Here is a 26,921-nt window from a genome sequence, read left to right as displayed (position 1 = left end):
ATCCGTGGTGCGGCAATTACCGGGCATTTTGCGTACACCGCGCGGGGCTCAGGGCGGGCTCAGCCGCCTGACGGCCTCGTCGCGGGGCGTCTCGGCGCCCGCCCGGTACGCCTGGTCGTAGCCGGCCTGGCCCAGTTCCTCCGTGAGCCGGGTGACCAGGGAACGCAGCAGGGCGTCGCCGTGGTCGAAGGCGCCCCGGACGGCCTGGCTCATGCCCAGCATGACGGCGGCCCGCCGCGGGTCGCCCTCCAGCCGCGCCAGCCCGGCCTGGAGCTCGGCGGCCAGCGCCGGGTCCAGATGGGCGGACGCCGCCTGGACCGACCGAAGGCGCAGTTCGCGGGCGCGTACGGCGTCGCCGCGAGCCACCAGGTTGGCCATCCTGGCCAGGACGAGCCGGGCGTCGATCCCCTGTTCCGGGAGCGGGATCTCGCGGGCAGCCCGCTCCACCCGGTCCAGTATCCGGTCGGATCGCTCGATGTCGCCCTGGCGGTGATGCAGGTCGGCGAACGCGAACGACACCTCCACCTCCAGCTCGGGCCGGCCGGACTCCCAGGCCGCCCATTCCGCGGTCTCGATGTCGCGCAGGGCCGCGGCCATGTTCCCGGCGTCCCCGGCGCGCATGCGTTCGGTGGCCAGGCCGAGCCGGTGGGCGATCGTCTCGTGCGGGCTGAGCGCGGAGACCAGGGCGATGCTGCGCCGGTACGCGGCGAGCGCCCGGTCCGTGTCGCCCGCGACGCTGTGCAGGCGGGCCGTACCGGCGAGCAGGGTGGCGGTCCACCACTGGTCGCCGGTCTCCTCGTGGATGCGCAGGGCCTCTTCGAGCAGGGCGGCGGCACCCTGCCAGTCGCCGCGTTCGCGGTGCCGTACTGCTTGGACGACCAGGGTGCCCGCGATGGCCCATCGATCCGCGCCGGCCCTGATACGGGCCGTCTCCTGATCGACGAGTTCGTCCATGCCGAGGAGGTGGGCGGTCATCAGCGTCAGCGTCGGCAGCATCGGGTACCGTTCCAGCGCGCCGGTGCGCCGGCACTCGTCGATGACCGCGCGGACCTGCTCGGGGTCGGTGACGGGCCCGCCCTCGCCCGCCATCAGGTGGATCGCGGTGCAGGCGGCCCGCGCGTCGGCGGGCAGCGCGTCACCGAACTCCAGCACCCTGCCCACGTACGCCTTGGCCCGCCCGTCGTACCGCAGCGTGTCCCAGTACCAGAACAGCGAGCCGAGCATCCGCGCCGCCGTGGTCGCGTCGCGAACGTCGATGGCGATGCGCAGGGCCCGGATGAGGTTGTCGTACTCCGAGGCGAACAGCCCCAGCATCTCAGCCTGCCTGCCGGAACGCAGCAGCGGCTCCAGTTCCTCGGCCAGCGCGGCGAAGTGACGGGTGAACCGGTCCCGGGTGCGTTCCCGCTCGCCCGCCAGGTCGAGCCGTTCGGCCGCGTAGGCGCGGATGGTCTCCAGCATCCGGTAGGAATCGGCCGTGCGCTCCACGATGGACTTGCCGACCAGGGAGTCGAGCACGTAGGGGATGTCGTCTTCGGGCAGGGCGGGGTCGGTGCACACGGCCTCGATGGCGGCGGCCCCGGTCGTGGCGGGGAAGAACGAGATCCGCCGGGCCAGGGCCCGCTCCTGGTCGGTGAGCAGGTTCCAGCTCCAGTCGATGACGGCGTGCAGGGTCTGCTGACGCGGCTGAGCCGTACGGTTGCCGGCGGCCAGCAGCCGGAACCGGTCGTCGAGCCGCCGGGCGATCCGGCCGGGGCTCATGGTCCGCAGCCGCGCGGCGGCCAGTTCCAGCGCCAGGGGCAGGCCGTCCAGCCGCCGCACGATGTCCACGACGGCCCGCACGGTGGTCTCGTCGAGCGCGAAGCCGGGCCGTACGGCCGCCGCGCGGTCGAGGAACAGCCGCACCGCGGGCGAGTCACCGGCCCGCGCGTGGTCGGCGTGCGCGAGGGGCAGCGGCAGCGGGCCGAGCCGGCAGACCGCCTCGCCCATGACCTCAAGGGACTCCCGGCTGGTGGCGAGGATCGTGAGGTGCGGCCGGCTCTCCAGCAGCCGGCCGGCGAAGCGCGCCACCGCCGCCGCGGCCTGCTCGCAGTTGTCCAGGATGAGCAGCGCCTCGCCGCCGCCGAGCAGGTCGGCGACCTGGTCGATGGCCGGTCCGGTCCTGGCGGGACGGGCTCCGGCTCCGCTGGCGCCGAGCGTGCCGAGCACGGTGTCGGCCACCTCCTCCGGCGTGGTCGCGGCGGCCAGCGACACGAGCCAGGCACGTCCGCGGCGGTGTGTGCGGTGCAGCCGGGCCGCCTCGACGGCCAGGCGGGTCTTACCGGCCCCGCCCGGCCCGGCGATGGTGGTCAGCCGGGCCGACTCCATCAGTTCGGCGAGCAGCCTCAGTTCGTCCTCGCGGCCGACGAAGCCGGTGAGCCGCGCGGGCAGGCGTCCCGCAGGCTCCGGCGCTGGGGCGGCGGGCGTCTCGCGGAGCACGGCGAGATGCGCCTCCTGCACCTCGCGCCCGGGATCGACGCCGAGCTGGTCCGCGAGGGCGCGGCGGACCTGCTCGAACACTTCGAGCGCGTCGGCCTGCCGCCCGGCGGCGTGCAGGGCGCGCATGCGCAGGGCGGCGAGCCGTTCCCGAAGCGGCCGGCCGGTGGCCTCGGTCTCCAGGTCGGCCAGGATCTCGGTGTGGTCGCCGAGTTCGAGCACGGCCTGGAACCGGTCTTCGACGGCCGCCAGCCGCAACTCCTCAAGGCGGGCCGCCGCCGCACCGGCGAAAGGCGCGTCGGCGAGGGCGGCCAGGGCGGCGCCCCGCCACAACGCCAGCGCCTCCTGAAGCGACGCCGCCGCCTGCCGCGCGGACCCGGCCGCCAGCTCCCGGCGGCCCCGGGCGGCCAGCTCCTCGAACCGGTCGCCGTCCACGTCCGCCCGGTCGATCTTCAGCCGGTAGCCGGTCGCCGCCGATTCCATGAGTCCGGGCTCGCCGAGGGCCTTGCGCAGCCGGTAGACCAGCGCGTGCATGGCCTTGCCCGCATCGGCGGGCGGGTGCTCACCCCACAGGGCGTCGACCAGCGAACCGGCCGGCACCACCTGCCCGGCGGACAACGCCAGCCGGGCGAGGAGGGCCCGCTGCATGGGGCCGCCGATGTCGATCGGGGCCCCGTCGTCGGCGTACGCCCGTACCGGCCCAAGCAGTGCCACTCGCATGACGTCATTATGACGTCAAAATGCGGTCGCCGTGACAGCAGGCGTGTCTGACGGCTACCCCTGCGCGAAGAAGGGTGAGCCGAACGCCGCCTCGATGATGAGATCGAGGGCCGGGGCCCAGTTCCAGTCGCAGTTGAGGTTCACCGAGACCAGACGCTTGGCACCGGGGGTGCCCAGGGTGAAACTGGCCGAGCCGTTGCTCATTCCGACCACGGCGTGCAGCGTGCCGCCATCGGCCAGGGTCCACTCCGAAACGCCGGTGCCGTAGCGGGTGTTGGGAATCCAGTCCCTGGTGGGGACCGTGGTCCACATCTCGCGATGCTGGGCGGGCGGCAGCAGCGTGCCCTTGATCATCGCGCTGGTGAACCGGAGCATGTCGCCGGTGGTCGAGGCGACGGAGCCGGCGGCCCAGGCGAAGGAGGTCGAATCGGTGACATCGACGGGGTCGGTTTCGGGGCCCTGGAGGTAGGACTCGTAGTTGGCGGTGTTCAGGATCGCAGGGTCCACGCCGTCCCTGATGAACATCCTGGAATAGGCCCTGGCGTGCGGGCCCCGGATGCCCGCTTCGGCCAGGGGGCGCGCGTAGGTGCCGGTGAGGCCGAGCGGCTTGATCACCGTTCGCTCGACCTCGTCCTCGTACGCGTTTCCGGACGCCTTCTCGATGATCGCCCCGGCGAGGTGGTAGCCGCCGTTGGTGTAGGCGAAGCTCTCGCCCGGCGCGAAGATGGGCGGCTTGGACATCTGGAGCTCGAACAGTTTCTCAACGGTCCAGACGTCGTGACGGTGCTCGGCGAACCCCTCGCGGGTGTGGTAGGCGCGCACCATCTCCGCGTCGAAGCCGGTCACCCACAGGCCGCTGGTGTGGGTGATCAGATGCCTGACGGTGATCCTGCGGCCGTCGTTGCCGTTCGCGCCGGCCACGCCGGGCAGCCACTTCTCCACCGTGTCGTCCAGGCTCAGCCTGCCCTCGGCGGCCAGTTGCAACACGGTGGCGGAGGTGAACGCCTTGCCGCCGCTGCCGATCACGAACCGGTCCACCGGCTCGCGGCGGCGGCCCGTCTCCCTGTCCGCCACCCCGGCCGCGCCGAACCAGGTGCCGCTCTCGTCCTGGACGTGGGCGACAATGCCGGCCACACCCAACTCGGCCACCGACCGGTCGAGCGCGTCCTGGACGTCGTCCCTGAAGCTGGTCATGTCGCGTTCCCTTTCTGCGGGTTCGTTGATGCCGGCAACGATGGCCCGCTCCGGTGACGAGCGCCTGACGCGGCACTGACGCGCGCTGCGGAGAAACCCCGGAGAAACCCCGGCCGCTGGTCTGTGGGGAAGAACCAGCGGCCGGGTGCTTTCAGGGCGGGTGCTTTCAGGCCGCGCCCATGCGGGCGAGGATCGCGATCTGCCGCCCCAGCGCGGCGCACAACTCCACCGGCCCAGGGCGCGCGAGCCGATCCATCACCCCGGCGGCCCGCTGCTCCAGGGTCGGGGCGGTACGTTTGGCCGCCCACCAGACGCCGTCGCGAACCTCGATCCACCAGCCCGGGAAGGTGACGTCGAGGGCGTGGAGGTGTGCCCGCTCGGTCGGCGTCAGCTCATCCATGCACGCCGCGCTCAACGGGGTACCAGGGGATGCGGGCGGGAACAAGGTGGTCACCGGTACACGGCCGCACCGGCCCGGAACGCTCTCCGCCTGGGGCGTCGTCGTTCACCTGCACCCACACCGTCCGGCAACGGCTCACCCGGCGATGCCCCCAGGTGTCCGCCAGCGCCGCGACCAGCGTCAGGCCGCGCCCGGACTCGGCATCCTCGGCCGGTTCGCGAACACGCGGTCCCCGTTCGTCCTCGGTCCCCTCATCGACGACCGCGAGCCGGACGTACGACGGTGAACGGGCGACGATGACCGTGAGCCTGCCCTCCGGCGGAAGGCCGGAACGCGAGTGCAGCACGGCGTTGGTGACGAGTTCGCAGACGAGAAGCTGAAGGTCATCGAGGCGTGGGTGCTCGGGCAGCACCTTGGCGACGAACTCCCTGGCCCGGCCCGGGGCCTGCATCACCCCCTCCAGCTCGCAGGAGCGGACGTCCACGATGTCACCTCCGCCGCGTATTTCCGAATCTTTCGGAATGTCGGGCTAATCACCGGAAATCGCGTGGCCGCCGGCCGCCCATAATGGCGGGCGTTGTCCGCCAATTCCTTCCAACCGAGGAATATCGGGCACGGCATTGGTCTATGCTGTTCCATTGGGTCGCAGCTCCTTCTGCGATCAAGGCCCCGCTCGGGCGTTGCGCCGCCCGGGCGGGGCCGCCTTTTGGCGCAGGGCCATTTCAATGCACCGATCGGCCTACGTCGAGGCGTAACGGCGTGGATACTGAGACCGGAAACGTCTACACCTTTCTCGTTGTGGCAGGCGCGATGAAGACCAAGGTCAAAGTTCCGGCATGGGCCGTACGGTTGCGCGCCGCGCGTGAGGCCAAGGAGTGGGGGCGGACCCGCCTGGCCCACGAGATGATCGCGGTCGCCGAGCCGTACACGCTGCCGGGCGTGAAGTCGATCGTCGGCAGCATCCGGGGCCACGAGACGGGACGGCACAAGCCGAGCGACCCTTACCGCCCCCTGTACTGCCAGTTGTACGGCATACCTGACACTGACCTTTTTGGCGGGAACCGTCCCAGTACGGAAGAGCCATCCGAGGGTACAGTCACAGAGGATGCGAAAAGTGGAGATGACATGGAACGTCGCACGGCAATGCAGATCCTCGGCGCGTTCATACCCAGCCTCACGGTCCCCCCTCTGACTGAAACGATCTTCTCTGAGGTGAACCGCGCAATCGGCGACCGAGAAGAATTCGATCTCATGGACTGGGAACAGGTCGTCTGCGACCACGAGATTCACAACATCGTCGGTGCTCCCCGGACCAACCTCGGCAATTTCATCGCCGACATCACCGAGGTCGGGCGCATCCTCGACCGCACCCCGCCCGGCCCATCCCGTAGTGCCTATCTCCGAATCAGCGCGCAGCTTTCCATGATGTTCGCCGGTGCTGTGGTGGAAGAACCCCGTCTGGCCCGCGACGCGCACCGTGCGGCCCGCCGCGCCGCCGACGCTTCCGGCGATCGTGACCTCGCGGTCTACATCCGCGCCCGGGAGGCGATGCACAGCTACTGGCAGGGGCAGCCCGCCGAAATCGTCGTCCAGATGTCCGACAGGGCCATCCGCCTCGCCGATGGCAGGCCCTCGGCCGGGCTCGCCTACGCGTACCAGATGCGCGCGCACGGGCTCGCCTCCCTGGCGGCCAAACGCGCCGGCGACCCCGCCGAGGCGCGGCAGGCATTGAACGACCTCTTCGACCTGTTCGAGCGCCTGCCCGACCAAGTCCTTCGCGAGCAGATGACCTATCAGGGGTTCCCAGAGAGCAAGCTCCGGTTCAGCGAGGCATGGGTCCGCTCTCTGATCGGCGACAACACCGCGTCCTACCGGGCGGCGGACGCGGCCATCGCCGCGTTTCCCTCCCAGCGGGTGTACGCGATCGCCAACTGCCGGTCCATGCAGGCGCTCACCCTGGTCCGCGACGGGCACATCACCGAAGGGCTCGACCACGCCCTCTCCACGGCACCGGGACTCCCGGTGACCCCGGCCCGCCGGTTGATCACCGGCCACATCCTCGACGCACTCCCCGCCCAGGCCCGAAAACTCCCCGCCGCCCAAGAACTACGCGCCCTGACCGCCGCCTGACCTTCTGTAGCAGCCGGGAGCCCTCAGAGGGCGGCGTCACCTATTGTGCTGGTAAAGTTACCCTAAGCCACGGAGATCGCGGTGTCCGAGATTCCCGGAGGCCATCCGAGCACGACAGGCGCGCGAGAACGGGGCCTTTCGATGACTGTAGACGACGAGCGGCAGGCGGCGGCCGGGGCGGCGGCGAAGACGCCGCAGGCACCGGAGTTCGGGCCTCAGATAGACGGCTACCAGCCCATGCAGGGCCAGACCGACTGCGATCCGGCCGCCAAACCGGGCGTGGTGGAGATCCGCGACCTGCTACGGGCCACCTATGGGCGCCCCGATCTGGGCATCAGCCGCGACTGCGGAATCGGAGGCCAAAGCGAGCACAAGGAGGGCCGCGCCCTCGACTACCCCTTCAACGCCAACGACGCCGGTCAGCGCGCCGAAGGCGATGCCCTGGTCAACTGGATGCTCGCGACGGACCAATGGGGCAACAAGCACGCCGTCCTCCGCCGCATGGGCATCATGTACCTCATCTGGAACCGCCGCATCTGGGCCACCAACACCAAGGCATGGACGACCTACACCGGCTCCAGCCCGCACACCGACCATGTCCACATCAGTTTCGGCTGGCCCGGCGCGCGCAAGCAGACCACTTGGTGGACCGGCCGGGGCTCGGGCCTCGGCGGTCCGGAGATGGTGTTGTTCCCTGACGGGCGCATCGGTTCCTACGCGGTGCAGCCGGACGGGCACCTGCACGGCCGGAGCCAGAAGAAACCGGGAGGTCTGTTCACCGCGTGGGAGCGGCTGACCAGCGGCGGCAACTGCGTGGGCAGTCCGAGTGTGCTCCAGTTCGCGGACGGCACCGTGGGCGCCTATGTCCGATCAGTCCTCGGCACCGTGATGGGGACGGGCAACGCGAACGGTCCCGGCAGCGCCTTCGGGCCGTGGCAGCAGACCTCCCCGGCCGGAGCGATGCGGGTGACCGGCGACCCGGCCATGGTGCTGAACGCCGATGGCACGGTGGCCACGTACGCCGTGCTCGCGGACGGCAGCTTGAACCGGCAGAGTCAGAAGAAGCCTGGTGGGGCGTTCGATGCCGCGTGGACCCGGCTGGACGGCGGCTCATTCGTCGGCAGACCGGCCGTCGTCCGGTTTCCCGACCGCTCCACCGGCCTTTATGTCCGCACCCCGACCGGCACCCTCATCGGCACCAGTGATTCCGGGCCCGGTACCGGCTTCGGTCCCTGGCAGCAGACCTCTCCGGGCGGGGCCATGGCCGTCGCGGGCGATCCCGAAGTGATCCTCGCCGCCGACGGCACCCTCCACACCTACGCCGTGCTCGCCGATGGAAGCCTGAACGCTCAGGGGCAGAAGAAGCCCGGAGGGCTGTTCGAGCAGGCGTGGAGACGGCTGAGCGACGGTGGCATGTTCACCGGAAGGCCTTCCGTCCTCCAGTTCCGTGACGGCACCCTCGGTGTCTACGTCCGAGGCCGGGACGGAAACTTCTGGGCGACCGGCAACGCCGACGGGCCCGGCAGCGCCTTCGGCCCTTGGCACACCGTCTGACGGAAGCCCGAGTCGCAGGCCCGGCCCGCGCGGGGTTCGAGGTTCCGGCAGGCGCGCCGCGGGTACGGGCAGATCGTCACCCCGCCTGGCATGGGCCCGCATGCCCATGGAGGCTTGTCGCCCGCCATGGATCGGAGTCCCCCATGACCGAGCACCCATCCGATCACGCACCCCGCCGGATGTACGGCGGGCCTTTCCTGACGGTCCGCTTCGACCATCGCGACACCATCCGCAGCGTCCTGGCCGTGGACGGCGAACTCGATGTCGCGACCGCTCCACTGCTGGTGTCGGCCATGTCCAAGGTGGCCGCCGGCGGTCGGAGACATCTCACCGTGGAGACCGGCGGGCTCGTCTTCTGCGACGTCGCCGGCGCGCGCGGCCTGCTCGCCGGCCAGCAGCGCCTGACCGACCATGGCCTGACCATGGAACTGGCCAACGTACCGGGCGCCGTACGGCGGACCTTGGACCTCACCGGCCTGCTCGACTCCTTCCGCCTGGTCCCGGACTGACCGGCTGGACGCGATCGCGCCCTGCCAGAGCGCGATCTCCAGCGGCCCCGGGCACCAGGCGCACCCACACCAGTACCGGCACAACAGGCCCGCCCGGCTGAACCGTTCAGCCGGTCAGTGCCTGCCCCGGCCTGCCGGCCGCCGCGAGCGTTACCCGGCCAGCGGGTAACCGGATCAAGCCGGAGGTGAGCAGCCGAACCTAACGCACAAAGTCCCTCGGCCGCGACGCCTGCGGAGGCCGACGCCGACTCCCGCTGTCCCACCCGTGAGATTCCCCGCCTTCACGATCGCCTCCATGGTCTGGACAGAGGCCTGGCCTGGCCTGGCTCGGCCGAGAAGGCATGCCGCACGCTGGTGGAGTGCTCCGCGTATTCCGCACGGCGATGTCGCTCACTTTTCGTCGTCCGTCGGCTGCTCGTCCAAGTACGGCGTATCTATCGGGGGTCTTTGTCGCCGCTGTTCGGGCCCTCGCGCTTACCCGCACTCTGCGTCCACGATGATCTCCCACATCGGACGACTCTCTGGCGGGACGATAAAGCTACCCAACTGCTCTGGCGCGGAAATCCTGGATGTCGTCGCCGCGTGGGCCGCGTCGCCCGGTCCCGTTAGGGGGGATGTCTCAAGGCCGGGCAACGCCGCTGCACTGTGCGGCGGATCGCGTGCCCGCCGGCCGGTCGGCCGGGGCGCGCAGGCCGTACTCGATGTTCACCGATGCCTCAGATGGACCGGGCGACCGGTCCGACAGGTCGCGTACTTCTAGCGGAAGTCCTCGACCCGATCCCGTGCCCACTGCGCGAACGTCCGTGCTGGCCCGCCTGTCACGGACTGCGCGGTGGGCAGGGGGCCCAAGGCGCTCGGGTCGAAGTCCTGGACGGCCGCCGGATCGGCCGGATTGCCGTCGTAGTCGGTGAATCCGAGCAGGAAGTCCGCGGCCTCGGCGGCGAATCCCCCGATCTTCAGGTAGATCTCGCGCGCCTCCGCCGGAGTGACCTCCTCGAACCCGACCTCTTCGCCGAGTGCGTCGGCGATGGCTTTCACCTGGTCGCGCAGGCTGATCAGCTCCGGGCCGTTGATGTCGTACGCCTTGCCGTGGTGCCCCTCCTCCAACAGGGCTTTCAGCGCCACATCGGCGACATCCCGCTCGTGTACCGGAAACCAGGCCGTGTCGGGATTCGCGTCCCGCACCAGCCGCTCGGCCCGGATCGAGGGCCCCCACAGCGAAAGCTTGTTGGCCGCGAACTCGCCCGGCCGCAGATGTGTCCACTCCAGCCCGGATTCCTGGACGGCCTGTTCGACCGGCGGGTGGAATGTCGTGTCGAAACCGCCGGTCACCGCGCCCGACGAGAGCACGACGATCCGCTGTACGCCCGCTCGCTTGGCACGTCCCACGACCTCCTTCGCCGTGGACGGCTCCGGGAAGAGGAACATCCCGTCCACGCCGTCGAACGGCACGGTCTCCGGCTGGGTGAGATCTCCCTGTACGACCTCGGCCCCGGGCAGCTCGGCCCGCCGCGGGTCCCTGGTCAGCGCCCGTACCTGAACTCCGGCCTCGACCAGGCCCGCTGTCACCTGTCGCCCCACGTTCCCGGTCGCCCCGGTCACCAGCACTCGCACCTGCGTCCTCCATTTCCGTACGCTCTACGGATAAACAATAACGTATGCTCTACGGAAAATGGGGAGGCTTGATGGAGCGCAGCGGTGGCGGGGACCCTCGGGAGACCTTGCGCCTGCTCTGGCGTTCCCCGCAGGCTCGATCGGGTCGCGGCCGGCCGCCCAAGGTCTCCCTGGACAAGATCGTCGCCGCGGCCATGGCCCTGGCCGACCAGGACGGACTCGCCGCCATGACCATGGACCGGCTCGCCGCGTCCCTCGGCGTCGGCACGATGACGCTCTACACCCACGTGCCCGGCAAGGCCGAACTGGTCGATCTGATGGTGGATTCCGCCTGGCAGGAACTCGACCTGAGCCGATCGGGCTCGTGGCGTGACCAGATCGAGCACTATGCGGAACAGAACGTGGCCCTGCACGGACGCCACCCATGGCTGCGCGTCGTTTCGACCGTGCGACCGCCCCTCGGCCCGGGATTGCTCGCCCGGGACGACTTCCTGCTGGCCGCCCTGTCCACGACCGGGCTGTCCGCCGCCGAGACATCAGCGGCGAGCGACTCCATCATCACCTTCGTCGACGGCGCAGCCGCAGCCCTGGCCGAGCACACACACGCCGAGCGGATCAGCGGCCAGTCCGGCGAAGACTGGTGGGCCGCCCGTCAGGTGTTCTGGGAGACCATCTTCGACCCGGCGCGATACCCGGCGATCGAGCAGGCTTGGCAGAACGGCGGCTTCAACCGCAACGCGGCCGAGGCGGCGGCGAACGCGTTCGACATCGGCCTGCGCGCCCTGCTCGACGGAATCGCCGCGATGGCCCGGCGAAATCCTGGACACCGTCCACCCGGGTGACCGGCGCGTCGTCACGGTACCGGCGAGCCTGCGGCCGTCAGCCGCCGGCCACCCGGAAGCCGATGTTGCCCGCGGAACTGCCCGGCGTGTTGGAGGACCGCGCGGCGACGCGATAGCGGTTGCAGTACGACTCGTGGCACAGGTACGAACCACCCCGCATCACCTTGGCGGCCCCCTCGGGCGGTCCCGTCGGGTCGTCGCGGGGGCCGGTGCGGTGGAAGTCGGCGCTGAACCAGTCGGCGCACCACTCCCAGACGTTCCCGATGGCGTTGTGGAGGCCGTACCCGTTGGGCCGGTACGACTTCGCCGGCGCGGTGCCGAGGTGACCGTCCTCACCGGTGTTGCGCATCGGGAAATCGCCCTGCCAGACGTTGCACAGGTGCCGCCCGCCCGGCGTCAGTTCGTCTCCCCAGGGGTAACGGCGCCGCTCCAGCCCGCCCCGCGCGGCGTACTCCCACTCGGCCTCGGTGGGCAGCCGCGTCCCCGACCACTCGCAGTAGGCCCGCGCGTCGTTCCACGAGACGTGCACGACCGGGTGGTGCTGCCTGGAGGTGATCGACGAGCTGGGCCCCTCCGGCCGTTTCCAGCAGGCACCGGCCACGGCGCGCCACCAGGGGGCGGCGCGTACGACCTGCGCGGCCAGCGCGTTCTCCGCGCTGAGAAAGCCCGCGAAGACGAAGGAGAAGCCGAAGTCCTCGGCCTCGGTGCGGTAGCCGGTCGCCTTGACGAACGTGGCGAACCGGGCATTGGTCACGGCCGTCGCCTCGATCCGGAAGGGGCGTAGCTCGATCCTCCTGACCGGGCCTTCCCCATCGGCGCGATAACCCTCCTCGTCTTCGGCGCCCATGAGGAAGGACCCTCCGGGGAGCCGGATCATGCGCTCGTGGCGGCGGGACGCGGTGGCCGGCCGTACTGACGCGACCACCGGGGCGACCACCGGGGCGGACGGCGGCTCGCGGCCGGGGCCGCAGCAGTGCCGGGCCATTGGGTCTCCTCTCGGAAGTGGCCGCGGCCCGCACCGGATGGGCGGGGTGGGCGGGCCGCGGCCTCGGGGTCAGCTCTGGCGGTCGGCGGCGAGCGCGGCGGCCAGCGCCGCGATGCCCAGGCTCTGCTCGTCGGCCGGGGTCGCCTGGTAGAGCCTGTTGGTGAGCTGGTAGGGGTCGTTGACCAGGTCGTAGTACTCGCGGAAGGTGACCTGCCCGGTCCCGGAGACCTTGCCGCTCGCGTCGGTGTGCAGGTCGTAGTGCTCGACGTACTGCCTGTTCCTGGCCACGTACGACGCCCAGCTGTCCTTGACGCCGCCGGTGCCCTGCTTCCACCACTCGATCAGCAGGTGATCGCGGTCGAACGCGGACAGCAGGGACTCGCCGTCGTGCGGGGTGCTCGGGGTGATCCCGGCGGCGGCGAGGATGGTGGGCGCGATGTCGATGTTGGCGACGATGCGGTTGTCGGTGGTCCCGGCGCCCAGGCCGCCCGCGGGCCAGGACAGGTAGAACGGCACCTCGTGGGCGGGCGAGTACGGTGTCCCCTTCCCGAGCAGGCCGTGGTCGGCCCACTGGAACCCGTTGTCGCCGACATAGATGACCAGGGTGTTGTCGAGCTGGCCGATGGCCGCGAGCTTGTCCCGGAACGCCTGGACCGCGTCATCGACGGACAACAGGGTGCGCAGTTGCCGCGTGCGCACCGCCTGGCCGTCGGCCAGGGTGTTGGTGGCGTTCTGGACGTAGGCGGGCTTGTCGCTCCGGTCGGCCTCCGGGACCGAGGGACGGCCGTTCCAGGCCGGCACGACCGTGTCGGCGTACTGCGCGGAGGGCGTGTTGGGCTCGTGCGAGGCGTACGGCGTGACGTAGGCGAACCACGGGCGGGTGTCGGTGCGGGCCCGGTCCAGGAAGGCCAGCGTCCGGTTCCTGATGATGTGCGTGGTGTAGCCGTTGATCGTCTGGACGGTGCCGTTGACGTTCCACTGGCGATCGACGAATCCGGGCTGCAACAGCGCCCATTCCTCGAAGTGCGGCGGGTCATCGGCGAGCGCCCAGGCATTGAGGTACTTGCCGAACAGCCCGGTGCGGTACCCCGCCTGCTTGAGGTGGCGCTGCACGGTGGTGCTCTGGTCCAGGCCGACGGAGGCCGCGTTGTTGCGTACGCCGTGGTTGTGGGCGTATTGGCCGGAGAAGATCGACGAGCGGGAGGGGGCGCACAGCGGGGTCGTGACGTGGCCGTTGGGGAACGTCACGCCCTGGCCGCCGAGCCAGTTGATGGTCTTCTGGATCGCCCAGTTGGTCTGCTTGGGCTGATCGTCGGTGACGATCAGCAGTACGTTCGGCCGCGCGGCCGAGGAGGCCACTCCGGTCAAGCCTGGAATCGCCGGCGTCGCCGCGACCGCCGCGGCGGCGGTCGCGGCCGAACCGGCAAGAAAGCGCCGCCGGCTGACCCCGGCTCCTTCGATACCGTGACCGTTTTGTCCATCGCTCATGGTGTCCCAGCTCCTTTCACTGGCGGCAGGGCGCCACCTTCGGGGAAATGGCGAGGGTCTGATAATTGCCATGAACACCGAAGGCGTGCAGAACAGGCCACATAAGGACTCGATGGAAAATGAGTGTTCGCAAAATTGAAGCCGACGCCTTGAACTGCGGGAGGCTAGGGAGTGGCGGATGGACAGAGCGCACTCGACTGCCGCTTGAAATCAACATGCAGACGAGCCACCAGAAGCAGGCCCGATGTCATGATGCAACATTAATGAGCTATGCGTGATCGCGTCAATACCATGGGTTCGCCCTTTTCGGGCGACGTGGAGTTTGAAAATCAGGAGCAGCGGATCACAGGGCCAGAATGCCATTCACCGCACGCGAAACAGCCGAATTCGCCGAACACCTGCCCGTCGGCGGGAACCCTCACCGCCGGTGGGCGGCCGGCCGTCAAATCCCACTAAAACGATAGGAAAACAAGGGCTCTATGTCAACACCACCGATCAGGCGGTAGTGCCCACGAGGCCAAGGTCGATGGCGGGGCCGGGGCCGGGGCCGGGGCCGGGGCACCCGGATCGATCGGGATCGGGCCCGGCAACCTACGCAGTCCGAGTAAGGGGCGGAACCAGGCCAACGTGGACTTACCCCATGGTCCCCGAGGACGCCTGTAGGGGCATACCGCAGGGTCGCGGTGTCCCCGGCCGGAATTGGTGGACAAAGGGATCAATGACCGGGAGCCGCCAGGCAACCACCGTCGTAGACGTAACCCCCCACCTCCACCTCCGACTCACGCTCGTCGTAAAAGCCGGTCACGCATCCGCCCGACAATTCGATGGCGAACACCACCGCCGAGCGAGCGCCTCCCGCCCTGATGACGACGTTCCTTCCCGGCGGGGCGACCGCCCGGACCGCCTTCGCCACATGGGCCTCGCCGTACAGTTTCCCCTCCCGCAGTTCAGCGAATCTGCCCCGCAGCGCCTCGGCCACCGGCTTGCCTTCCGCAGCCGCCTTGGCAGAAAGCGCGGCGCGCTGACGGTATGCCTCATTTCCCGCGTGCTTCTGCTCCCAGGACGGCATCGTCACGCACGGGCTGGGCATCCCCGGCGCCTCAACGGCTTCCGGGCAAAGAGGTGTGGGCGATGGCGACTCCGACGACTCGCCTCCCTGCGCCCGCACCACACCACAGCCACCCAGGGCGGCCAACAGCAGCACGGCGACAAGGGCAGTCGAGATCTTCATGCCTCAACAGTCGGGCACGACGAACCGAGACACAAGCCACGTGCGGTCGCCAAGCTCCTCACCGACCAGCAGCCGCATCACAGATGAGCAAATCCGCCAGTACCGCCATGATCCGCGGCCGGACCGGGTCACCCAGAGCCGAGAGGACCTCGGCGAGTGAAACCGTCCGCGGATCAGGGTGGGACAGCCGGCGCGCTCGGGTTGATGTGTACGGTGCCGGAAAGCGTGGAAGTGGGACCATACTCACCCACTCTCCCAGCCGGGCCGGATTCTCATCGTTTCGCGACTGTGGAACGCTGCACACCAGGATGTGGGCCACCATCAGTGCAAGAACCGCCACGCACACGAAGAACGGCCACCTGCGCCGCCGCTTCGGTGGTCGGGCCCAGGCGGTTCGATGATCCACTTGTTCTATGCAGGATGGCCGCGTGGTGCCGATGGACCGGTAGTGGGCGGGTTCGGGATTCGCGCCGGTTCAGCCGGGGACGTTCATGCGCTGGGTGCCGATCACCGAGAGCAGCCGAAGTGCCTCCGCGGCCGGGGAGTCCGGGTCGGCCGTGTAGATCACGACTCGCTGGTCCCGGTCGGAGATGTCCAGTATGTGGCAGTTCAGGGTGATGGGGCCCACCAGCGGGTGGCGCAGGGTCTTGCGCAGGCTCGACCGGGGGGACACGTCGTGCGAGGCCCACAGCCGGGCGAACTCCGCGCTACCGGCCAACAGTTCCGATACCAGCTCGTCCACCTCGGCGGCGCCGGGGTAGCGGGCGGCGGCGGCACGTAGCCGCCGGGCCACCTCATGGGCGAACACGACCCTGTCGTCCTCTGCCAGGATGGGCGGCCGGGTCCCCTCCAGGTGCGGCCCGAGGAAGGCGTGCCGGACCAGGTTGCGGTCGCGCGGGGGCAGTGCGGAGAAGTCCGCCAGCAAAGCTGCCGCCAGGTCGTTCCAGGCGATCACCTCGTAGGTCGCGGACAGCACGAACGCGGCGGCCTGCGGCAGCCGGTTCAACAGGTCGAGGATGTCGCGGTGGACCTCGCGGCACGGACCGGGCGGCGGGCCCGGCGGTGCGCCGGCCAGGTGGTGCAGGTGGTCGCGTTCGGCGTCCGAGAGGCGCAGCGCCCTGGTCAGCGCGGCCAGCACCTCGGGGGACGGGCGCGGAGCACGGGCCTGTTCGAGGCGCGTGTAATACTCGGTCGAAATGTATGCGAGCTGGGCCACCTCCTCACGTCGCAGCCCAGGAGTACGCCGCCGCCGCCCGGCCGGGAGACCCACGTCGGCGGTGGAGATCCGCTCCCGCCTGCTGCGCAGGAAGGCGGCCAGTTCCTGTTTGTCCACGCGCCCAGTGTGCATGGTCGGTGCCGTGCTCAGCCAGGTATCGCCGGTACCTGGGTGAGCCACGTACCCGGGGTTAGCCTCGGTGCCATGATCGATAGCAAGAACACGGGCCTGCTGGCCGGCAAAATCGCCTTCGTCACCGGCGCCGGGCGCGGCATCGGCGCCGCCGCGGCGCGGCTGTTCGCCCGGGAGGGCGCCACGGTCCTGTTGGCCGCCCGCACCGAAGGTCCGCTCAAGGCGGTGGTCGAGGAGATCCGCGCGATGGGCGGCACCGCCGATCACGTCGTGTGCGACCTGGCCGACCCGGCCGGCGTCCGCGCCGCGGTGAACCGGGTCGTGGAGCTGTACGGCAGGCTGGACATCGCCTTCAACAACGGCGCGACGGCGGTGCCCCCGGCGCCGATGGATCAGATGCCGGAGGCCGACTTCGACCTGATGTACACCGTGAACCTCAAAGGACAGTGGATCGCCATGTCCGCCGAGGTGGCCGCCATCCGAGCCACCGCCGGGACCGGGGCGATCGTCAACACCTCCACCGTGGGCAGTTGGGGCCCGAACGCCACGCTGCCCGCCTATGGCGCGATGAAGCGGGCGCTCAACAGCCTCACCGAGTCCGCCGCCGCCACCTACGGCCGGGAAGGCATCCGGGTCAACGGGATCGCCCCCGGCACCACACTGACCGAGATGGTCCGTGCCTGGGAGGCCGCCTCGCCCGGCATCGTCGAGAAGCTCAACGCGCGCACCGCGCTGCGCCGCGCGGCCGAGCCCGAGGAGATCGCCGAGGCCGCCGCCTGGCTGCTCAGCGACCGCTCCTCCTACGTGACCGGAGCGGTGCTGCGAGTGGACGGCGGCATGAGCTGAGCCGGAAGAACTGCCGGTCAACTGCGGCAGTTCGCCTTCGCGCGCCGAGGCGCGCGCTACCGACCAGGGCCGCCTTGTTCGCGGTGCTCACCGGTGCCTGAGGCGGCGGGGGCTTCGACGCCTTGAGCACCATCTCGCGCATCGCCCGGCACGGGATCGAGTCCGGCCGGTGTCCGGGAGGCCACCGCCGTTCGCCCAGCGCACGGTTTCCCGGCCGACCGGCTACCGCCCGATGCCGGGCCGGGGTGGCACAACGTACGAGAAAGGCCGGGCAGGGTGACCGGCCTCCGGCTGGAGGGGCTTGCCCTACCAGGGCCGGAACACACGGCACACACCATGGACCACGCCCCGAGACAGATCGCTCAGCATGAGCAGTGCGGCAGCGGGAGCCGTCCGTCGGCGACGCGGCCGGTGGCGCGTTCATCGCCGGGCACAGAGACCGGCCGGCCGCGGGCCGCAGTTGAATGGGGCCCCGCCGTACATCACCCGAGGCCGGGACGCACGGCACACGACCAGCCACCGGTTTCGGGCGAAGCCCGACACCGGGAAAACGCCGAGCCTTTCACGCCTTTCACTTGCGCGACGCTTCTCTGCACCTTGTCAAGCAGGGCTCACCTATGTCGCGGCCATGGTGGTTATGCGATGATCCCAGGATGCTACGCAGCCTTGAGATCAAAGCGACCCTGTCTGAGCTTGAGAGCGCTCATCGTGAGCTTATGTTCTGGGAGCCCACGATTGAGGTGAGCTTGGATTGCTTCATCTGCGAGCGAATAGGCCGGACCACCGCGTTGAAGTTGGGGGACGAGCGGGCCGTCTGCATCAGTAGGAGGGACTACAAGCACTTCGCCGCGGCGCGAATATCGGCGTTCGATGTGACAAGCCAGAATGCTCTGCTGGCATTGAGGGCCATGATCGACTTCTGGTGGGTGCCGTTCCAGGATGCCAAGCGGGGTGGGGATGCGATGCCCCTGAGCCGGTGGGTCCGGCTGCACTACGGCTGTTACTGCCCCCATCAGGAGAAGTCGGGCAAGGGATCGATTCAGACGAACGTGCATCGTCCTTGGAGTCCAAGGTGCGGCGAATGCAAGACGGAGATCGCTGTTGATGCGGAGGTTCCCTCGATCCGGCTCTTGGTCTGAGTCCCAGACTGAATGGTCCGCGGGCGTCGTGATCGTAACCGTGGCGAGGGCATGCCCAGACCCACCGGTCGTGTGATCCTGCGCATGCGAAAGGCCGAGACCGGAACACACGGCACACCACCAGCACCGACGTCGGGCGAAGCCCGACACCAAAAAGACGTCCGAGCACAGCGAGGGCCGAGCCCTTCGCCGCCGCAAAGCGAAGGCCCGCCGAATATGGCAAGGGTAACGGCGAGCGATCACGAAGCACGCGAAAGGCCGGGCACACGAGCCGACCGGCGACGGACTTCGGCTGGAGAGGGCCTGCCGTACGAAAGCCGAGACCGGAACACGCGGCACACCACCAGCACCGACGTCGGGCGAAGCCCGACACCAAAAAGACGTCCGAGCGCAGCGAGGGCCGAGCCCTTCGCCACCGCAAAGCGAAGGCCCACCGGATATGGCAAGGGTATCGGCGAGCGATCACGAAGCACGCGAAAGGCCGGGCACAGGAGCCGACCGGCGGCGGGCTTCGGCTGGAGAGGGCCTGCGGTACAGAAGACCTGGCCGGGACGCAGGCATATGAGCAGTACCGGCCCGACACCGGGAATGACGTCCGAGCGCAGCGAGGGCCGGGAGTTTTGCCGGTGAGGGCGGATGCGCAAGAGCAGGGCGATGGGCAATGTCAAAATTCGGCCTGGTGAATCGCTATTGTCATGATCCCGCCGGGGATGGAGACTTGTGCCTTGGCCATTGCCGCCGCCGGGCAGAGGAGTCCGAGTGCGAGGGTTACGGGTTAAGGTCGCCGTCTGCGTGGTCTCGATCGTCGTCGGCGGCGCGCCGCCCGCGTTCGCCGCGCAAGCAGCGAAGACCACCGGATGTGCGGACGGATCGGTCCCGCTCGGCGTCGAGGAGCAGCGTCTCGCCCGCCCGGCGCCGCAGGAGATCCTGCGGCGGGCCGGGTTCGATTCGGTGGCCGCCCGGTTCGGGCGGGCTCTGTGCGGGGCGCGGTCGTACCGAGTCGCCGAGTCGGTCGTCGCCGAGCACGGCCGGCGGTTGTGGCGGCGCGCGGTCGATCGGGCGCAGGGACGCGGCCCGGGGAGCGGCGACCTGAGCAGGGATGATGACCGGCCGCTGTACTGGGCGCGGCTCGGGATGACGAGCGCGCTGCGGCAGTGGCGGCCCGCGTTCGACCTCACCGATGCCGGACGCGAGGCCCTGCTCGATCGGCTGGAACGCACCTCCCGAGGCCAGGACGCCATCCACTTCCCCGCCCGCACAAAGGCCAAGCGGGTCCTGGTCACCGGCTTCGATCCGTTCACCCTCGACCGGGACGTCCGCATCAGCAACCCTTCGGGCGCCACCGCCCTGGCGCTCGACGGCACCACCATCCGGACCAAGACGGGCCTGGTCCGGATCGAAGCCGCCGTCTTCCCCGTACGCTGGGGCGACTTCGCCGACGGCACGGTGGAACGCGCGCTGCGCCCGCATCTGCGGCACGCCGACCTGTTCACCACGGTCAGTCAGGGCCGCCCCGGCCGGTTCGACATCGAGCGCTACAACGCGGCCTGGCGAGGCGGGTTCCCGGACAACGAGAACCGCTCCTCGACCGGCCTCATCCCGGTGACCGACCCCGCCGCCCAGCCCCAGTGGACGGTGACCACGCTCCCCTTCCAGGACATCGTGGCCACCCCGACCGGCCGCTTCCCGGTGCACGACAACACCCAGGTGACCGAGATCCCCGCGGGCGAGACCACTCCCGTCGTGCGGCCGGACGGTCCCACCGAGGGTTCGGCCGCGCGCAGCGGGAGCGGCGGCGACTACCTCTCCAACGAGATCGCCTACCGGGCCACGCTGCTGCGCGACCGGCTCGGCCGGAAGATCCCGGGTGGGCATGTCCACACACCCGTCCTGGAGTTCGGCGCGGGTAACACCGATCCGGGGACGGGCACGGTCACCGATCCGGGCTTCGTCCGCAACCGGCTGGACATCATCGCCCAGGTCCGTTCCATCGTCCTGGTGGCGGCAGCCCAAAGATGAGTCATTTCAGGCTGCCCGCCGTGATGCCCGCGACCACCTGCCGGTTGAAGACCAGGTAGATCACGATCATCGGCAGGGTGATGATCGACAGCGCCGAGAACAGCAGCCCGTAGTCCGTGACGTACCTGCTGGAGAAGGCGAGCAGCCCGGCCGGGATGGTCTTGAGACTGTCGTCCTGGATGTAGAGGAGCGCGAGCAGGAACTCGTTCCAGCAGGACAGCGCCGAGAAGACGGCCACCGTGGCGATGCCCGGCTTGAGCAGCGGCACCGCGATCTGCAGGTAGATCCGCAGGTCGCCGGCGCCGTCCACCCTGGCCGCCTCGAACAGCTCGGCGGGCAGCGCGTCCAGGTAGACCTTGAGCAGGTAGACCGCGAGCGGCAGGCCCATGGCCGTGTACGGCACGATGAGCGCCCAGCGCGTGTCGCCGAGCCCGAGTTCGGTGAAAATCCTGCTCTGCGCGATGAAGTACGACTGGATCGGCAACAGCAGCCCGAGGCCGAGCAGTCCCATCAGCGCGCCGCGCCCCGGGAAGACGTACCGGCTGAACGCGAACGCGGCTGCCGAGCCCACCACCAGGATCAACAGCACGGACACGGCGGTGACGAGCAGGCTGTTCAACGCGTACCCGCCGATCCCGCCCACCTGCCACGCCTCGGCCCACCGGCCGAAGTCCAGGCCGGTCGGGAGCGAGAAGGGCCCGGCGAAGATCTCCGCGTTGGTCTTGAAGCTGGACAGCACCATCCAGATCATCGGCACGAAGAACGCCACGGACAGCGCGGTGAAGGCCACCGTGACCAGTACGCGCGGGAGCCGCCTCACCCCTCGGCCCCCCTGCCCCGGCGCAGCCGCATGAACACGATGCCGACGAGCACCACGACCGCGGTCATGAGGACCGCCATCGCCGAGCCGTAGCCGACCTCGCCGTCGCGGAAGACGACGCGGGTCAGGTAGGTGGTCGGGATCTCGGTGGCGTTGTAGGGGCCGCCGCCGGTGAGCACGTAGAACAGGTCGAAGGTCTGGAAGCCGCCGGTGACGCAGAGCAGCAGGCAGACCTCGACCGCGTTGCGGATCATCGGCACCTTCACCCTGGCGAAGATCCGGGCCTCGCCGGCGCCGTCGAGCCGGGCCGCCTCGATCACCTCCGGCGGTATCTGGGTCAGCGCCGCGTAGAAGATCGCCATGTAGAACCCCGCGTACACCCACCCGGACACCACGCACACCGCGAGCAGCGCCGTGGCCGGGTCGCCGAGCCACACGCGCGTGAGCCCGTCCAGGCCGATCGCCGACAGCGACGCGTTGACCAGGCCGAAGTCACCGTTGTAGACGAACGACCAGAGCACCGCGACGACGACCATCGGCAGCATGACCGGCGCGAACAGCGCGACGCGGAACCAGGGCGAGCCGCCCCGGCGGGCCGCGAGCACCCCGGCCAGCACCAGCCCGAACGCGACCTCCAGCACGATCGTCACCACGATGTAGAGCGTGACGTGCAGGAACGAGCCGACGAACACGTCATCGCCCAGCGCCCTGGCGTAGTTGCCGAGCCCGGTGAAGGTCATCGGCCCGAAGCCGGACCACTCGGTCAGGCTGAACGCCCCGGTGGCGAGCACTGGCGCCAGCACCGCGAAGGCGAAGACCAGCAGGGCGGGCGCGGCGAAGAGGTAGGGGGTGAGGGGTTTGTGCGGGCGCACGGTCAACCGGCCTTCGAGGCCGCTTCGGCCAGCGCGTCCTTCGGCGACTTCTCGCCGCCGAGCACCGCGGCCAGCGCGCGGTAGAACGCGTCGGCGCGCTTGAGGTCGTAGCCGGTGTCGGGGGGCGAGACGACGGTCTTGGCGTCGGCGAGCAGGCCGTCGAGCCGGATCGTCCGCTGGTCGACCTCCTTGTCCGGCGTCGTGCCCTTGGCCAGCGGGACGGTGCCCGACTTGACGAACGCCGCCACGTTGGCGGGCGAGTTGGCCAGGGCCAGGAACTCCGCGGATTCCTTGACCTTGGTGCTCTTGGCGTTGACGACGTAGCCGGTGACCACGCCGATCACGCTGGACTGGTCGCCCGCCCCGCCCGGCATCCCGGGCAGGTTGACGTAGTCGAACGCGAGGCCGGGCGCCTCGTCGATGGCCCAGCTCACCAGCCAGGAGCCGATCGGGTGCATGGCGGCCTTGCCCTTGAAGAAGAGCTGCGCGCCCTCGTTGTCGTTGGCGGCGTTCGCGCTCTCGTTGACGCACTTGTGCTGCCTGAGCTGCGCGATGTAGCCGAAGGCGCGCTCCCACTCCGGCGTGTTCATGCCGGACTTGCCGGAGAGCGTGTCGTGGTAGGACTGCTCGCCGACCACGCGCGAGACCAGGTGCGCCAGCCAGTTGCCCGCGGGCCACAGGTCCTTGTTGCCGGACGTGATGGGCGTGATGCCCTTGGCGTTGAGCCGGTCGCAGGCGGCGAGCAGGTCGTCGAAGGTCTTCGGCGGCTGTACTCCCGCGTCGGTGAGGAGCTTGGGGTTGTACCAGAGCACGTTCGTGACGTCGGCCGCGAACGGCACCATCACGATCTTGCCGTCGATCTTGACCCGGTTGTAGGCGGAGTCGGCGATGAGTCCCTTGAGCGGCCCGCCGGTCACCTGCGTGCCGAGGTCGGCGGCGAAGCCCTCCTTCACGCGGGTGCGCAGCCGGTCGCCGGCCCACTCGAAGTAGATGTCCGGCGCCTTGCGGCCGTTGAGCAGGCTGGGCAGCCCGATCGCCTGGTAGAGGGTGTCCTTCTGGAAGTTCAGCTCGACCTTCGAGCCGGGGTGGGCCTTCTCGTACTGCCCGGCGATGTCCTTCCAGACCCGGATCTGCGCCTCGCCTGGGGAGACCATCGCGATCCGCAGGACGTTGTCGGAGGGGGTCTTCGCGCCGCCTCCGCAGGCGGCCGTGAAGAGCAGGACGAGCGCGAAGGTTCCGATCGGTATCCGCGGCATGTGGGGGCTCCCTTCAAGGGGTCTTACTTGGTGCGTGCGTCACAGGGACGCTCGTCGTGATCGCCTCGGTGAGGCGTCGTTCGACGTCCGGCCGGGTGGCGCCCAGCCGGTCGAGGCCGTACAGGGCCGAGCCGATGACGGGCGGGTCGGCGAGGAGGCGGACGTCCACGTCCGCCCCGGTGCCGCGCAGCCCCTTCTCGATCCTGGCCAGCAGCCTCGGATTGGCGGCGGTGAGCACGCCGCCGCCGAGGACGATGGGGATGGTGCGGTCGTCCCAGTCCAGGCGGTCCATCGCGGCCGTGGCCATGACGGCCGTCTCGTCGCCGAGCCGGTCGACCAGCGCGCCGGCCACCGCGTCGCCGCGGCCGGCGACCTCGAACAGCAGCGGCACGAGTTCGTGCAGCCGCTCCTCGGGCAGGTCGTGCAGGTGGAAGGCGACGCACACGGAGACGACGTCGGGCAGGCCGAAGTGCGCGGGGACGGCCTCGCGCAGCATCGTCGGGGCGCCTCTGCCGTCCTCGTCGCGGACCGCCCACCACAGGACCTCCTCGGCCAGGAACTCGCCGCCGCCCCAGTCGCCGGAGCGCCTGCCGAGCGCGGGGTACCTGGCCGAGCCGCCGCCGGGTGAGAGGGCCACGCAGTTCATGCCGCCGCCGCAGACCACGGCCACGCCGTACGGGCGGCCGGACCCGGCGCGCAGGATGGCGAAGGTGTCGTTGTCGACGGTGACGTCCGGGGCCCAGCCCTGGGCGGCGATCTCGGCGCGCATCGCCTCCTGCTCGACGGGCAGGTCGCAGTGCGCGAGGAAGGCGGCGACGTGCTCGGCGACCGGGCCGCCGCCGGGGGCGGCCTGCCGCACCAGGGCGGCGATCATGGCGATGGCCTCGGGCAGCCGTCGTTCGTGCGGGTTGAAGCCGCCGCCGCGCACCCAGGCGAGCAGGTCGCCGCGGGCCGACACCAGCGCCACGTCCGTCTTGCTGTTTCCCGCGTCGATGGCGAGCACCGCGGCCCGGCCGGTCACGCGGCCCACGGGAGGTGCTCGCGGTTGGCGGCAAGCAGCCGGTCGGTGAGGCGCCTGGCCAGGTCGTACCGGCCGACCAGGGGGTGGGCGAGCAGCGCGGCCTCCACCCGGGCCCGCCCGCCGTGCAGCGCGGCGGACAGGGCCAGTTCCTCGTAGCCGGTGACGTGCGCGATCAGGCCGGAAAGCAATGGCTCGACCGGGCGCACCGGCAGCGGCACCGGACCGGCGGCGGTGATCCGGGCCGGGACCTCGATGACCGCGGAGTCCGGCAGGAAGGGCAGCGTCCCGCCGTTGCGGAGGTTGACCACCTGGGTGTCGCCGCGGTCGTCGAGCAGTGAGGTCAGCAGATCGACGGCGGCGGTGGAGTAGTGCGCTCCGCCGCGCTGTTCGAGCAGTGCCGGCTTTTCCGAAAGGTCCGGGTACATCGCCAGCAACCGCCGTTCCAGGTCGAGCACCTGCTCGGCCCGTTTGGGCCCGCGGCGTTGCTCGGCGACCACTTCGTCGTGGGTGTAGTAGTACCGCAGATAGTAGGAGGGGACCACGCCGAGGCCGCGGACCAGGTCCGCCGGAAGCTCGGTCTCTTCGGTGATCTCCTCCGGGTGGCCGCTCAGCAGCTCGGGGAGCCTGTCGGCGCCGTTCACCCAGGCGGCCCGCTCCCAGGTCAGGTGGTTGAGCCCGACGTGGTCGAGGGTCAGTTCGGCGGGCGCGACGCCGAGCAGGCGGGCGAACAGCCGCTGGAACCCGATCGCCACGTTGCACAGCCCGACCGCCCGGTGACCGGCGTCCAGCAGCGCGCGGGTGACGATGCCGACGGGGTTGGTGAAGTCGACGATCCACGCGCCGGGGGCGAGCTCGCGGACCCGCTCGGCGATCCGCAGTACCTGAGGGACGGTGCGCAGCGCCTTGGCCAGGCCGCCCGCGCCGGTCGTCTCCTGGCCCACGCACCCGCATTCCAGCGGCCACGTCTCGTCGGCGAGCCGGGCCCGCTGGCCGCCCACGCGCAACTGGAGCAGTACGGCGGACGCGCCCTCGACGGCGTCGGACAGGTCGGTGGTCCAGCGGACGGTCCCGGGATGGCCGGCCTTGGCGAACATCCGCGCGGCCAGCGCACCCACCACGGCGAGCCGGTCGGCCGCCGGGTCGGTCAGCGTCAGCTCGGTGACGGGCAGCGCGGCCAGCCCGTCCACCAGCTCGGGGGTGTAGGTGGAGCCGCCCCCGACGACCGCGATCTTCATGTGTTGCTCCTGACTGCCGCCTCGCTGATGCGGCGGGTGGTGAATCGCTCCCAGCCGAGCTGGGCGCCCCTGGCCATCGCGCCGACCAGGACCGGCGCGTCGCCCAGGCCGGACACGGCGAGCCGGGGCGGACGCCGGACCAGGACGGCGAGCGCGGCCTCGATCCGGCCGAGGATGTCGGCGCTGGCCAGGCCGATGCCGCCGCCGAGCACGACCAGCTCGACGTCGGCCACTTTGGTGATCTCGGCGATCCGCACAGCGGTGCGCCTGGCCTGCTCGGTGAGGATCTCCACCGCCTTCGGCTCGCCGGCCCGCCCGGCCGCGAACAGCTCCTCCGGGGTGCGCCGCTCGCCGAGCAAGGCGGCCGACCAGCTCACCAGCGCGTCGGCGGAGGGGCTGTCGGGCGCGAACTCCTGTCCGGGCGGCGGGTTGTCCACCTCACCGGCGGCTCCCCGGTGCCCGCGATGCGGGCGACCGCTGAGCACCAGCCCGGCGCCGACGCCCGCGCCGATCGACAGGAACGCGAAGTCGTCCACGCCCCGCCCGGCGCCGGACGCGTGCTCGCCGACGGCGGCGAGGGTGACGTCGTTCTCCACCTCGGCGGGGACGCCGAGCGCCTCGGCGAGCCGTGCCCTGATGGGCACACCCTCCAGCTCGGCCCGGTTGCTCTCCCTGATCACGCCCTCCCGGGGGTCGACCACGCCGGGCACGCCGGCCACCGCGACCTCCAGGCCGGGCCGATCGCCGCCGCCCTCCAGCAGGCCGTCATGGACGGCCTTGGCAGCCGCCAGCACGGTCTCCGGCGCGGAGTCCGCTATGCGCTGGTCGTGCCGGGCCAGCATGGCGCCGCCGAGGTCGCAGATCGCGCCCCGGACGAAGCGGGTGCCGATGTCCAGGGCCAGGACATGGGCCAGCGTGTGCACGGGCTCGAAGTAGACCGCGCCGTAGTGCGTCTCGCCGGGTGGGGCCGCCTGTCGTACCAGACCGGCGGCCAGCAGCAGGTCGAGCGCGTTGGCGACGGTCGGCTTGGTCATCCCGGTGCGCCGGCTGACCTCGGCCCGCGACAGCGGGGGGTCGGCTCGGATCGCCGTGAGGACCACCGATGCGTTGATCTCGCGAAGGGTCGCGAGGGTCGCGTGCTGGGCCATGACTCGGATTCTAGTAAAGACTCTTGCCTAGATGCAATAAAGACTCTTTACTAGGTTCTGCACTACTTGCTCCACGGA

At 70.4% G+C, this 26,921-nt stretch carries 22 protein-coding genes; 7 read left to right on the top strand and 15 right to left on the bottom strand.

The window, feature by feature from the left end:
• Positions 1-48: 48 nt before the first annotated feature.
• The 4 genes from ACH34R_RS09695 to ACH34R_RS09680 form a co-directional block, all read right to left on the bottom strand.
• A complete protein-coding gene (locus tag ACH34R_RS09695) occupies positions 49-3,192 on the bottom strand; it encodes a BTAD domain-containing putative transcriptional regulator (RefSeq protein WP_397560970.1) in 3,144 nt (1,047 codons plus the stop codon).
• 54 nt (positions 3,193-3,246) lie between these two features.
• Positions 3,247-4,386: a serine hydrolase domain-containing protein gene (locus tag ACH34R_RS09690; RefSeq protein ID WP_397560969.1), complete on the bottom strand. Its 1,140-nt coding sequence runs from the start codon at positions 4,384-4,386 to the stop codon at positions 3,247-3,249.
• Between the two features lie 166 nt (positions 4,387-4,552).
• Positions 4,553-4,786 (bottom strand): hypothetical protein, encoded by a 234-nt coding sequence (locus tag ACH34R_RS09685; RefSeq protein ID WP_397560968.1) that lies wholly within the window; start codon positions 4,784-4,786, stop codon positions 4,553-4,555.
• Entirely contained in the window at positions 4,779-5,270 is a 492-nt protein-coding gene (locus ACH34R_RS09680) for an ATP-binding protein (protein ID WP_397560967.1), read from the bottom strand. Before ACH34R_RS09680 ends, ACH34R_RS09685 begins: the two co-directional genes overlap by 8 nt.
• A gap of 143 nt (positions 5,271-5,413) precedes the next feature.
• Here ACH34R_RS09680 and ACH34R_RS09675 point away from each other — a divergent pair, with 143 nt between their 5' ends.
• The 3 genes from ACH34R_RS09675 to ACH34R_RS09665 all read left to right on the top strand — a co-directional run bounded on the left by ACH34R_RS09675 (position 5,414) and on the right by ACH34R_RS09665 (position 8,979).
• Positions 5,414-6,916 (top strand): hypothetical protein, encoded by a 1,503-nt coding sequence (locus ACH34R_RS09675; protein WP_397560966.1) that lies wholly within the window; start codon positions 5,414-5,416, stop codon positions 6,914-6,916.
• A 141-nt stretch (positions 6,917-7,057) separates the two neighbouring features.
• Entirely contained in the window at positions 7,058-8,470 is a 1,413-nt protein-coding gene (locus ACH34R_RS09670) for a hypothetical protein (RefSeq protein WP_397561039.1), read from the top strand.
• A 143-nt stretch (positions 8,471-8,613) separates the two neighbouring features.
• On the top strand, positions 8,614-8,979 hold the full coding sequence (locus ACH34R_RS09665) for an STAS domain-containing protein (protein ID WP_397560965.1): 366 nt from the start codon (positions 8,614-8,616) through the stop codon (positions 8,977-8,979).
• 756 nt (positions 8,980-9,735) lie between these two features.
• On the opposite strand, the gene ACH34R_RS09660 is transcribed toward ACH34R_RS09665, so the two are convergent.
• On the bottom strand, positions 9,736-10,593 hold the full coding sequence (locus ACH34R_RS09660; RefSeq protein ID WP_397560963.1) for an SDR family oxidoreductase: 858 nt from the start codon (positions 10,591-10,593) through the stop codon (positions 9,736-9,738).
• Positions 10,594-10,664: 71 nt separating this feature from the next.
• Between ACH34R_RS09660 and ACH34R_RS09655 the strand changes: the two genes are divergently transcribed.
• Positions 10,665-11,435 (top strand): TetR/AcrR family transcriptional regulator, encoded by a 771-nt coding sequence (locus tag ACH34R_RS09655; RefSeq protein WP_397560962.1) that lies wholly within the window; start codon positions 10,665-10,667, stop codon positions 11,433-11,435.
• Positions 11,436-11,472: 37 nt separating this feature from the next.
• Here the strand turns inward: ACH34R_RS09655 and ACH34R_RS09650 are convergent, their stop codons facing one another.
• From ACH34R_RS09650 to ACH34R_RS09635, 4 genes are all read right to left on the bottom strand, one after another.
• Positions 11,473-12,420, bottom strand: a complete 948-nt coding sequence (locus ACH34R_RS09650) for a formylglycine-generating enzyme family protein (RefSeq protein WP_397560961.1) — start codon at positions 12,418-12,420, stop codon at positions 11,473-11,475.
• A gap of 69 nt (positions 12,421-12,489) precedes the next feature.
• Positions 12,490-13,908 carry a sulfatase gene (locus ACH34R_RS09645; RefSeq protein WP_397560959.1) on the bottom strand — a complete coding sequence of 473 codons (1,419 nt, stop codon included), beginning with the start codon at positions 13,906-13,908 and terminating at the stop codon, positions 12,490-12,492.
• A 715-nt stretch (positions 13,909-14,623) separates the two neighbouring features.
• Complete coding sequence (locus ACH34R_RS09640) at positions 14,624-15,139, bottom strand: hypothetical protein (RefSeq protein ID WP_397560958.1); 516 nt, start codon at positions 15,137-15,139, stop codon at positions 14,624-14,626.
• A gap of 475 nt (positions 15,140-15,614) precedes the next feature.
• Positions 15,615-16,472 carry a helix-turn-helix transcriptional regulator gene (locus ACH34R_RS09635; RefSeq protein WP_397560956.1) on the bottom strand — a complete coding sequence of 286 codons (858 nt, stop codon included), beginning with the start codon at positions 16,470-16,472 and terminating at the stop codon, positions 15,615-15,617.
• Between the two features lie 87 nt (positions 16,473-16,559).
• Here ACH34R_RS09635 and ACH34R_RS09630 point away from each other — a divergent pair, with 87 nt between their 5' ends.
• From ACH34R_RS09630 to ACH34R_RS09620, 3 genes are all read left to right on the top strand, one after another.
• Positions 16,560-17,333 carry an SDR family NAD(P)-dependent oxidoreductase gene (locus ACH34R_RS09630; protein ID WP_397560955.1) on the top strand — a complete coding sequence of 258 codons (774 nt, stop codon included), beginning with the start codon at positions 16,560-16,562 and terminating at the stop codon, positions 17,331-17,333.
• 653 nt (positions 17,334-17,986) lie between these two features.
• Positions 17,987-18,472, top strand: coding sequence for a hypothetical protein (locus ACH34R_RS09625; RefSeq protein WP_397560954.1), 486 nt, complete (start codon positions 17,987-17,989; stop codon positions 18,470-18,472).
• A gap of 759 nt (positions 18,473-19,231) precedes the next feature.
• The gene (locus ACH34R_RS09620; protein ID WP_397560953.1) at positions 19,232-20,491 is read left to right on the top strand and encodes a pyroglutamyl peptidase; all 1,260 of its coding nucleotides are present in this window, start codon (positions 19,232-19,234) and stop codon (positions 20,489-20,491) included.
• 1 nt (position 20,492) lies between these two features.
• Here the strand turns inward: ACH34R_RS09620 and ACH34R_RS09615 are convergent, their stop codons facing one another.
• From ACH34R_RS09615 to ACH34R_RS09590, 6 genes are read right to left on the bottom strand one after another with little or no spacing between them, the layout of a single operon-like run.
• The gene (locus ACH34R_RS09615) at positions 20,493-21,311 is read right to left on the bottom strand and encodes a carbohydrate ABC transporter permease (RefSeq protein ID WP_397560951.1); all 819 of its coding nucleotides are present in this window, start codon (positions 21,309-21,311) and stop codon (positions 20,493-20,495) included.
• The gene (locus ACH34R_RS09610) at positions 21,308-22,183 is read right to left on the bottom strand and encodes a carbohydrate ABC transporter permease (protein ID WP_397560950.1); all 876 of its coding nucleotides are present in this window, start codon (positions 22,181-22,183) and stop codon (positions 21,308-21,310) included. Before ACH34R_RS09610 ends, ACH34R_RS09615 begins: the two co-directional genes overlap by 4 nt.
• A 2-nt stretch (positions 22,184-22,185) precedes the next feature.
• Positions 22,186-23,439: an ABC transporter substrate-binding protein gene (locus ACH34R_RS09605; protein WP_397560948.1), complete on the bottom strand. Its 1,254-nt coding sequence runs from the start codon at positions 23,437-23,439 to the stop codon at positions 22,186-22,188.
• A 13-nt stretch (positions 23,440-23,452) separates the two neighbouring features.
• The gene (locus tag ACH34R_RS09600) at positions 23,453-24,460 is read right to left on the bottom strand and encodes an N-acetylglucosamine kinase (protein ID WP_397560947.1); all 1,008 of its coding nucleotides are present in this window, start codon (positions 24,458-24,460) and stop codon (positions 23,453-23,455) included.
• Positions 24,457-25,695, bottom strand: coding sequence for a 6-phospho-beta-glucosidase (locus ACH34R_RS09595; protein ID WP_397560946.1), 1,239 nt, complete (start codon positions 25,693-25,695; stop codon positions 24,457-24,459). The genes ACH34R_RS09600 and ACH34R_RS09595 overlap by 4 nt, the downstream gene beginning before the upstream one ends.
• Entirely contained in the window at positions 25,692-26,843 is a 1,152-nt protein-coding gene (locus tag ACH34R_RS09590; protein WP_397560945.1) for an ROK family protein, read from the bottom strand. The genes ACH34R_RS09595 and ACH34R_RS09590 overlap by 4 nt, the downstream gene beginning before the upstream one ends.
• Positions 26,844-26,921 lie beyond the last annotated feature (78 nt).

The sequence above is a fragment of the Spongiactinospora sp. 9N601 genome (assembly GCF_044326295.1).
Taxonomy (GTDB): domain Bacteria; phylum Actinomycetota; class Actinomycetes; order Streptosporangiales; family Streptosporangiaceae; genus Spongiactinospora; species Spongiactinospora gelatinilytica.
The sequence above is the reverse complement of the archived record's forward strand: the minus strand, read 5'-3'. Positions and strand labels throughout refer to the sequence as shown.

What these genes read in the sequence shown, in the direction of transcription:
- ACH34R_RS09695 (WP_397560970.1), bottom strand. Translation starts at nt 3,192, where the DNA reads ATGCGAGTGGCACTGCTTGGGCCGGTACGGGCGTACGCCGACGACGGG.
- ACH34R_RS09690 (WP_397560969.1), bottom strand. Translation starts at nt 4,386, where the DNA reads ATGACCAGCTTCAGGGACGACGTCCAGGACGCGCTCGACCGGTCGGTG.
- ACH34R_RS09685 (WP_397560968.1), bottom strand. Translation starts at nt 4,786, where the DNA reads ATGGATGAGCTGACGCCGACCGAGCGGGCACACCTCCACGCCCTCGAC.
- ACH34R_RS09675 (WP_397560966.1), top strand. Translation starts at nt 5,414, where the DNA reads ATGCTGTTCCATTGGGTCGCAGCTCCTTCTGCGATCAAGGCCCCGCTC.
- ACH34R_RS09670 (WP_397561039.1), top strand. Translation starts at nt 7,058, where the DNA reads ATGACTGTAGACGACGAGCGGCAGGCGGCGGCCGGGGCGGCGGCGAAG.
- ACH34R_RS09665 (WP_397560965.1), top strand. Translation starts at nt 8,614, where the DNA reads ATGACCGAGCACCCATCCGATCACGCACCCCGCCGGATGTACGGCGGG.
- ACH34R_RS09655 (WP_397560962.1), top strand. Translation starts at nt 10,665, where the DNA reads ATGGAGCGCAGCGGTGGCGGGGACCCTCGGGAGACCTTGCGCCTGCTC.
- ACH34R_RS09650 (WP_397560961.1), bottom strand. Translation starts at nt 12,420, where the DNA reads ATGGCCCGGCACTGCTGCGGCCCCGGCCGCGAGCCGCCGTCCGCCCCG.
- ACH34R_RS09645 (WP_397560959.1), bottom strand. Translation starts at nt 13,908, where the DNA reads ATGAGCGATGGACAAAACGGTCACGGTATCGAAGGAGCCGGGGTCAGC.
- ACH34R_RS09640 (WP_397560958.1), bottom strand. Translation starts at nt 15,139, where the DNA reads ATGAAGATCTCGACTGCCCTTGTCGCCGTGCTGCTGTTGGCCGCCCTG.
- ACH34R_RS09630 (WP_397560955.1), top strand. Translation starts at nt 16,560, where the DNA reads ATGATCGATAGCAAGAACACGGGCCTGCTGGCCGGCAAAATCGCCTTC.
- ACH34R_RS09625 (WP_397560954.1), top strand. Translation starts at nt 17,987, where the DNA reads ATGCTACGCAGCCTTGAGATCAAAGCGACCCTGTCTGAGCTTGAGAGC.
- ACH34R_RS09605 (WP_397560948.1), bottom strand. Translation starts at nt 23,439, where the DNA reads ATGCCGCGGATACCGATCGGAACCTTCGCGCTCGTCCTGCTCTTCACG.
- ACH34R_RS09595 (WP_397560946.1), bottom strand. Translation starts at nt 25,695, where the DNA reads ATGAAGATCGCGGTCGTCGGGGGCGGCTCCACCTACACCCCCGAGCTG.
- ACH34R_RS09590 (WP_397560945.1), bottom strand. Translation starts at nt 26,843, where the DNA reads ATGGCCCAGCACGCGACCCTCGCGACCCTTCGCGAGATCAACGCATCG.